The sequence below is a fragment of the Dyella sp. EPa41 genome, assembly GCF_016586165.1.
GTDB lineage: Bacteria > Pseudomonadota > Gammaproteobacteria > Xanthomonadales > Rhodanobacteraceae > Dyella.
Genome location: NZ_BCPR01000118.1, coordinates 1 through 8,168, shown reverse-complemented (window position 1 = coordinate 8,168; position 8,168 = coordinate 1). Strand labels below are relative to the sequence as shown.

5 protein-coding genes are annotated in these 8,168 nt (G+C 66.7%); 3 read left to right on the top strand and 2 right to left on the bottom strand.

Annotated features, from left to right (window positions below; genetic code table 11):
- Together JMF82_RS21105 and JMF82_RS21100 are read left to right on the top strand one after the other, a co-directional pair.
- A partial coding sequence (locus JMF82_RS21105; protein ID WP_201316493.1) for a glycoside hydrolase domain-containing protein occupies positions 1–2,650 on the top strand: 2,650 nt, incomplete at its 5' end.
- A gap of 26 nt (positions 2,651–2,676) precedes the next feature.
- The gene (locus tag JMF82_RS21100; protein ID WP_201316492.1) at positions 2,677–3,660 is read left to right on the top strand and encodes an alpha/beta hydrolase-fold protein; all 984 of its coding nucleotides are present in this window, start codon (positions 2,677–2,679) and stop codon (positions 3,658–3,660) included.
- 21 nt (positions 3,661–3,681) lie between these two features.
- Here JMF82_RS21100 and JMF82_RS21095 read toward each other — a convergent pair whose 3' ends face one another.
- Both JMF82_RS21095 and JMF82_RS21090 read right to left on the bottom strand, forming a co-directional pair.
- The gene (locus JMF82_RS21095) at positions 3,682–4,596 is read right to left on the bottom strand and encodes a hypothetical protein (protein WP_201316491.1); all 915 of its coding nucleotides are present in this window, start codon (positions 4,594–4,596) and stop codon (positions 3,682–3,684) included.
- Positions 4,597–4,609: 13 nt separating this feature from the next.
- The gene (locus tag JMF82_RS21090; protein WP_201316490.1) at positions 4,610–6,331 is read right to left on the bottom strand and encodes a GGDEF domain-containing protein; all 1,722 of its coding nucleotides are present in this window, start codon (positions 6,329–6,331) and stop codon (positions 4,610–4,612) included.
- Positions 6,332–6,545: 214 nt separating this feature from the next.
- Between JMF82_RS21090 and JMF82_RS21085 the strand changes: the two genes are divergently transcribed.
- Positions 6,546–7,844: an MFS transporter gene (locus tag JMF82_RS21085; RefSeq protein WP_201316489.1), complete on the top strand. Its 1,299-nt coding sequence runs from the start codon at positions 6,546–6,548 to the stop codon at positions 7,842–7,844.
- The last annotated feature ends 324 nt before the right edge of the window (positions 7,845–8,168 follow it).

The following is an 8,168-nucleotide window of genomic DNA, read 5'->3' as shown; positions in this document are numbered from 1 at the left end:
ACGCAGCAACTATCCCACCCTGGCCTATGCCGCGCCGGTGGATACCGCGGACGCGGGCTGGGCGAAAAAGGTCGGCGCCGATGCGCGCGCCTGGCGCAAGCTGCCTGAAGCGACCGTCTTGCGCTATGAGGCCGTCGATGACTTCGATGCATACACCTCGATGGAGCGCACCGCCACGCCGGCAGAGGTGACGGCGCTGCTGGCGGCGCATGCGAACGAACGACTGCTGGTGTTTCCGGAGACGCGCGAGCATCCGGTGCGCATGTTCGATGCCTTGCCCGAGAGCTGGGCCAAGCGCGGCGCGGGCGGCACGCTGAGCGACAGCGCGCTGCGTGGCGAATACCTGAGCTTCCAGGTGGGCGCATGGGCGCCGCATGGCAAGGTGGACGATGTGCGCGTGTCGTTCAGCGACCTGCGCGGCGATGCCGGCGCTAGCATTCCTTCGGTTGCATTCACCTGCTTCAACCTTGGCGGCGTCGACTACGTGGGCAAGCCGTTCACGACACGCGTCGATGTGCCGGAAGGAAAGATACAGCCGTTGTGGATGGGCTTGGACATACCGGCATCCGCGCAGCCCGGTGTGTATCGCGGCGAGGTGACGGTCAGCGCGGAGGATGTGCCGGCAAAGAAGATTCCGCTCGTCGTCACGGTGGAGGCCGGGCAGGCCGTCGCGCACGGCGACGATGATCCCTTCAAGCTCACGCGCCTGCGCTGGCTCGACTCCACGCTGGCGCAGGACGACGAGCTGGTAAAGCCGTTCACCGCGATCACGGTCAAGGACAGCACGCTGGGCCTGCTGGGCCGCGACGTGACGCTCGGCGACAACGGCTTGCCGGCCCAAATCACCAGCCGTTTCGACGAGCGCATGACGGGATTCGCCGCCCGGCCGATGAGCATGCTGGCGGCGCCGATGCGCCTGGTCGTGGAGGACGCGAGCGGTGTGCACGTATTGACCGGCTCGAAGGCGCCCGCCGTGCAGGCGGATGGCCCGGCCAAGGCGCACTGGCAGGTGGCCGGTGCCGCCGGGCCTTTGCAGGGCGACGTGCAGGCCAGCCTCGAGGCGGACGGCACGCTGGTCTACTCGATCGCACTGACGGCGAAGGACGCGGCGACGCTTCGCGACATCCGCCTGGAGATGCCGCTGACTCATGGCATGGCGCAGTACCAGCTCGGCCTGGGACGCACGGGCGACCACGCGCCTGCGGATTTCGAGTGGAAGTGGAACGTACGGAACAACCAGGACGGCGCGTGGATCGGCACGGTGAACGCCGGCCTGGAGTTCCACCTGCGCGACGAGCACTACCAGCGTCCGTTGAATACCAACTTCTACCATCAGCAACCGCTGCGCATGCCGGTGTCGTGGGACAACGCCGGGCAGGGCGGCATTCGCCTGCACGGCGGCCGCGAGGCCTACGCGGTGGAAGCGTTCAGCGGCCCGCGCCAGATGAAAGCCGGCGAAACGCTGCACTACGACCTCGTCATGCGCGTCACCCCGTTCAAGCCGATCAAGCCGGCCGAGCACTTTGCCGAGCGCTACTTCCACAAGTACGGCGACCTCGATGCGATCAAGGCCGATGGTGCGAACGTGGTGAACATCCACCACGCGACGCCGATCAATCCATGGATCAACTATCCCTTCCTCGAGCCGCAAGCGATGCGTGCCTATATCGATGCGGCACACCAGCGCGGCATGCGCGTGAAGATCTACGACACGGTGCGCGAGCTGTCCGATCGCGCGCCCGAGTTGCCGATGCTGGAAAGCCTGGGCCACGAGGTGGTCAGCGGCGGCAAGGGTGGTGGCTTCTCCTGGCTGCAGGAGCATCTGGATGGCGACTACATCGCCGCGTGGCACGTGCCCGAGAATCGCGATGCCGCGGTGATCAACGCGGGGCAGAGCCGCTGGCACAACTACTACATCGAAGGGCTGGACTGGCTCGCGCGCAACATGGGCATCGATGGCCTCTACCTTGACGACGTGGCCTACGACCGCACCACCATGAAGCGCGTGCGCAAGGTGCTCCAGGCCCATCGCGAGCAACCGCTGATCGACCTGCACTCGGCCAGCCAATACAACCCGCGCGACGGTTACATCAACAGCGTACTGCTGTACATGGAACTGTTCCCGTACCTCGATCGCCTGTGGTTCGGCGAGGAGTTCGACTACGAGAAGACCTCGCCGGGCTACTGGCTCACCGAGATCTCGGGTATTCCGTATGGCCTGATGGGCGAGATGCTGCAGCACGACGGCAACCCGTGGCGCGGCATGTTGTTCGGCATGACGAACCGCCTGGGCTGGTCGCCGGGCAGCGATCCGCGCGGGCTGTGGAAACTGTGGGACGCGTTCGGCATCGAGCAGGCGGACATGGTCGGCTGGTGGGTGCACGACACGCCGATCAAGACCGGTCGTGCCGACGTGCTGGCGACCAGTTACGTGCGCAAGGGCAAGAAGACGCTCGTGGCGCTGGCTTCCTGGGCGCCTGAAAAGACTTCGGTGAAGCTGGCCGTCGACTGGAAGGCGCTGGGCCTTGCTGCCGGCAAGGCAAGGCTGGTGGCGACGCCGATCGAAGGTTTCCAGCCCGCGGCGACCTTCAGGCCGGGTGATGCCATTCCCGTCGAGCCCGGCAAGGGCTGGCTGCTGGTGCTCGAATGACGACGTCGCGTGAGGGAGGGAGAGGCATGAAGCGGTGGCGCCTGCTGGTACTCGGCTTGCTGTTGGCGGGCGGCGCGCATGGACAGGCATCCGCGCAAGCGGGCGATGATCCATCGGTGGTCCATCTGGCCATGGATGCGAAGGCGTTTGCGCCCGAACAGATCAAGGTGACGGTCTACCTGCCGCCGGGCTATGCGGACAAGGGCGCGGCACCGGCCCGTTACCCCGTGCTCTATGCCAACGACGGACAGGACATGGCGGCGGTAGGCCTGCGCGATACGCTTGCGCGGCTCTATGCCGCGCATGCCATCGAACCGGTGATCGTGGTCGCCGTGGACATGCTGGCGGATCGCGCGTCCGGTTATGGCCTGTCCGACCGCAGCCGTCGTCGCAGCGTGGTGGGCGGTTCGCGTATCGGGCCGATCGGCAGCCGCGCCCATGAGTATTCCGACTGGGTCGCGACACAGCTCGTGCCATATGTGGACGCGCACTACCGCACCCGCGCAAACGCCAGCGGCCGCACGATGCTCGGCTGGTCGCTTGGCGCGTTGAACGCGTTCAACCTTGGGTGGGAATATCCGGAGGTGTTCGGTCGCGTCGGTGCGTTCTCGCCGTCGTTCTGGCTCGCCGCGGATCGCAGCAGCCCACAGGCGGTGGAGTCCTCGCGTCTGGCGCAGGCCATGGTGGATCGGGCCACGGCGCGCAAACCGTTGCGCTTCTGGATCGCCGTGGGCGGTCGCGAGGAGACCAACGACCGCAATGGCAACGGCGTGATCGATGCGGTGGAAGACGCGCGGGATCTCGTTGAAGGTGTTCGCCTTCCCGATGGAACCCGCGAGCGCGGGCTGCGCGACCTGGGTTACCGCGTGGACGACGATGACGGCGACCATCCCGCGCGCAGCGCAGACGTCGCGTTCCAGGTGCTGGCCGACGGCGAGCACAACCAGGCGACGTGGAAGCGGATGCTGCCGCCGTTTCTCGTATGGGCCTATGGCGTCCCGGCGAAGTAATCGCCGGAGCGCATCGGGTCGCTAGGTCGAAGCGAGCGCCAGGCGGCCGATCTTCACCAGCCCCGGGCTGAACTCGAGATCGGCCGGCAGTACGGTCTTGGGATTGGGCGTCGGCTCGGGCAGGGCGAGCGCTGCCCCAGTGGCGGCGAGCGACGCCTGCCTGGGTGCCGTGATGCCCAGGCGCGTCCGGGCCTGCAACAGGCGAAGCGCGAGATCTTCATCCTCGGAGGCGTCTTCGGCCGCGGCGGCGGTCAGCTCGCGCATGCCGTGCATCGGCGAAGAGAGCAGGGCGATTTCGCTGGCCAGGCTCGGCGAACGATCGGCACGGCGCAAGTCGTCCAGGGTCTCGTGCGCGAGCGCGAGCAGGTCGATGTCGGGCAGCGGCGTGTGCTGGCGGGAGCGGGTGGCCACCGGCAGGCGCAGGGCATGGGCCGGCGAGGTCGGCGCTTCGTCGAAGCCGCGATAGACCAGTTCGCTGCACACCACGCGGGTCGGGTCGTTGTCGACGACCAGGTCCAGCGCCATGCGCACCACGCGGCGCAGGTCGCGGCTGCCGGGAATCTTGTTGCGTACCGCGCATACGATGCCGAGCATGAACAGCGAGGTCATCGGGTACGGGCGCCCGAGATACGGCATGAGCGCCATGCGCAGGTCGCCGAGCATCGTGTCGCGGTCCGGTTGTTGCAGGCGCGATGGCCGGAACACGTCGATGTAGTGGAAGTTCTCCCTCATCGTGATGCGCTGCCCGAGCGTCGCAAGACGCACGCCGCTGGCGGCCGCCTCGATCAGCTGCGTGTCGTCGACCACCACGGCGGCATGGCTGTAGGCGCTGTCGCCCACCCATGCGATCAATCGCGAGAGTTCGCCACGCCCCATGTGCAACAGCACATCGCCGGCTTCCAGGTCGTGCGGCTGCAACACATGCGGTGTGTCCACGGGCGTCCTTGGGTCAGTGGGTGGTAGCGACGAAGAGCGAGTACGCGACGATGCGATTGCGTCCGTCGACCTTGGCGCGATAGAGCGCGGCATCGGCGCGGGCGATCAACTCGTCGGCGGTATCGGTGTGGTCGCCGAGGCTGGCGACGCCCATGCTGATGGTGGTCTGCAGCGTGGTGCCGCGCGAATGCACCTGCAGGGTCTCGATGCGATGGCGGATACGCTCGCCGATATGCATGGCGTTGTCATGGCTCGCGCCCGGCAGGCAAGCCACGAACTCCTCGCCGCCGTAGCGCCCCAGCCAGTCCGTGGGCCGCAGTTCGTCGGCGATGGCTTCGGCCACCGCGCGCAGGCAGGCGTCGCCGACCTGGTGGCCGTAGCGGTCGTTCACCGACTTGAAATGGTCCATGTCGAGGAACAGCAGCGCCAGCGGCTCCTTGTGCTGTCGCGCATCGGCGATGGCCGCATGCAGGCGGCGAACCAGCGCGCGGCGGTTGAGCACGCCGGTGAGCGCATCGTGGTCGGCGAGATGGTGCGCCATGTCGCGCTCGCGGCGCGCGCGCAGCGAGAGATCGGCGAGGCCAATGGTGACCACCACGCAGGAGAACGCCATGGTGAACGGGTAGCCGTATTCCAGCCATGGCGGCAGGTCCAGCTTCAGCAGGATCTGCAGCACGCGCAGCAGCGTGAGCATTACCTGCGGCATCCAGGCGATCAGGAAGAATCGTGCCTGCCGGCCGTGGCGCGCGGCGGCAAGCATCACCGTGCCCAGCGCCCACACCGAGGTGATCATGAACCACAGGTTGAACGAGTTGACGAGTGCGTTCGTGCGCACCGCGAACGGCATCCAGATCAGCAAGGCGGCGGGCAGGAACGGCCAGCGCATCCAGCCCATGATCTTCGCGGCCCTCGGCGTGATCTCGCGCAGGTCGCAGAATTCCAGGATGAAGGACATCGAGAGCGGTGCGCTCAACGTCGCGAACAGCCAGGGTGCGCGCGTGCCCAGCGGCACGAAGATGCTGCCGCCAGGCAGCTCGTAGATCTCGCCACTCATCAGCATCTGGTAGACGAGCTGGAACGTGGCATAGCCGATGAAGTAGGACAGCACGCGGTCACGCAGCACCAGCCACAGGCACATCGCGGCCAGGATCATGGTGAACTGCACGCTGGCGAACAGCGTGGTGAGGCGCACGTGCGCGAGGTCTTCGGCCTGGTAGTGCGCCATGTCGGTGAGCGCCGGTTTGATCTGGCGCGTGAAACTGTCCGAGGCAATCTCCGCGTAGATCGGTTGGCCCGCGCGCAGGTCTTGCGGCAGCTGGACGGCCAGGTGATGGCGCGAGAAGCGATGGATGCCTTCGGTTTGCGCGAACCACAGCGCTTGCGGCTGGTAATCGGGCGGTGCGTAGACGGTGATGCGGATATAGGTGGCGCCGGTGAAGCTCAGCACCGGTGGGCTTGCGTGGTTCCAATCGATATCCGTGGTGAGGCGATACCAGCGGCGGGTATCGGCGGCGTTGGGCGTATAGGGCGATGGGCTCGGCACGAAGGAGGTATCAAGCGCGCCTTGCACCACCTGTGCGGCTGGCAGCATCGGTGCCGTGGCCGGCAGCGAAGCGATCTGCAGCTGCGGCTCGCGGGGCAGGCCAGGGGCGGCATGCAACACCAGCGCGTAAAGCGCCGCGAACAGACAGGCGACGAAGACCGCCACGGGCTTGCGATACACGAATCCCCCCATGTTCCGGCCCCCCTGCCGGTACCCGAGCCCTTTATGCTTGTCGCGGGCTCTCGTTGGGCACTATGTATCACGTTAATCGGCTGCCGGGTCGATTTCACCCGGGTCTGGCGATGGAGAAAACGTTTTCCAAACAGGCGTTTTGAACCGCTCCTCGATCCGGGCGCCGCCACGGCCTATGCTTGTTGCCTTTCCGGTGCGGTAAAGGTGCGAGTGGATGGCCAGGCAAGACCAGGCAGGTCCGGTGTCCCATCCGGAACATCGTCCCGGCAAGACGGAACCTGAGCCCTCCACCCATATCCGCCACGGGACTCCTGCCTTCCGTCGTACCAACCTGGCCCTGTTCGCCGCCGGCGTGGCGACGTTCGGCCTGCTCTATTGCACGCAGCCGTTGATGCCTGAGTTCAGCAGGGACTACGGCGTGAGCGCCGCCACCTCGGCGCTGTCGCTGTCCCTCACGACGGGTGTGCTCGCGTTCGCCATGCTGTTTGCGGGCGGCGTATCCGACGCGGTGGGCCGCAAATCGGTGATGACGGCATCGCTGCTGTCATCCGCCGTGCTGGTGCTTCTGACCGCGCTGGTCCCGGACTGGACCATGCTGCTGGTGCTGCGCTCGCTGCTGGGCCTCACCTTGAGCGGCCTGCCTGCGGTCGCGATGACGTACCTCAGCGAAGAGATGCATCCCGAGTCGATCGGCCTGGGCATGGGCCTCTATATCAGCGGCAACGCGATCGGCGGCATGGGCGGCCGCCTGGTGGCCGGCGTGCTTGCCGATTTCGTGGGCTGGCGCTGGGGCGTTGCCACGGTGGGGCTGATCGGACTGGTGTCCGGTCTCGTCTTCTGGCGCAGCCTGCCGCCTTCGCGGCATCACGTGCGTCATCCGCTGCGGTTGGGCACGTTGGTGGGCCGCTTCGCGCTCGCGTTTCGCGACGCCGGCCTGCCGTGGCTGTTTGCCGAGGGTTTCCTGCTGCTCGGTGCGTTCGTCACCCTCTACAACTACATCGGCTACCGCCTGTTGGCGCCGCCTTACAACCTGGGCCAGGCGGTGGTGGGCGCGATCTTCAGCGTGTACCTGATCGGCACCTTCAGTTCGGCGTGGATGGGGCATCTTGCCGGCAAGCTGGGGCGCCGCAAGGTGTTATGGACGGCATTCGCGCTGATGCTGCTCGGCGTCGGGCTCACGGTGCTGCGGCCCTTGCCGTTGATCGTGCTGGGCATCGTGGCGGTGACCTTCGGCTTTTTCGGCGGCCATTCCATTGCCAGCAGCTGGGTGGGGCGTCGCGCCGGCAACGCCAAGGCGCAAGCCTCGTCGATGTACCTGTTCGCGTATTACATGGGCTCGAGCCTGGCCGGCGCGGGCGGCGGCGTGTTCTACGCCACGCACGGCTGGAACGGCGTGGCCTCGTTCGTCGCGATTCTCGTGCTGGCCGGCCTGCTGGTCGCCTGGCGCCTCTACTACCTGCCGCCGCTGCCGGGTCCGCCTTCGCCGGGTACCGAACCGCCGATTCCGCAATGACCAGCGTTCCACTCGCCTTGTAGGAGCGCACCCAGTGCGCGACCGCCTTTCGCGCCGGTCTGCAGCATTCGTTCTTCAGGCATGCAGTTGGCGATGTCTTAGTTGCTGTCTTTCGCGGCCTGGCTCGCATGCGACCGAAGGAAGTCCCTGTGGGGCGGCGGGCTTCCGAGCCGCTGTCGCGGCCCGGGTCACTTTCTCTGCGTGGCGTTCGTTGCCTTGTAGGAGCGCACCCTGTGCGCGACAGCCTTTCGCCTCAGTTTTGGTGGCGTGTCTCACCGGCACAGTCGTTGTGCCTGATCGTTGCGTTACCGCGATTGGGCTCGC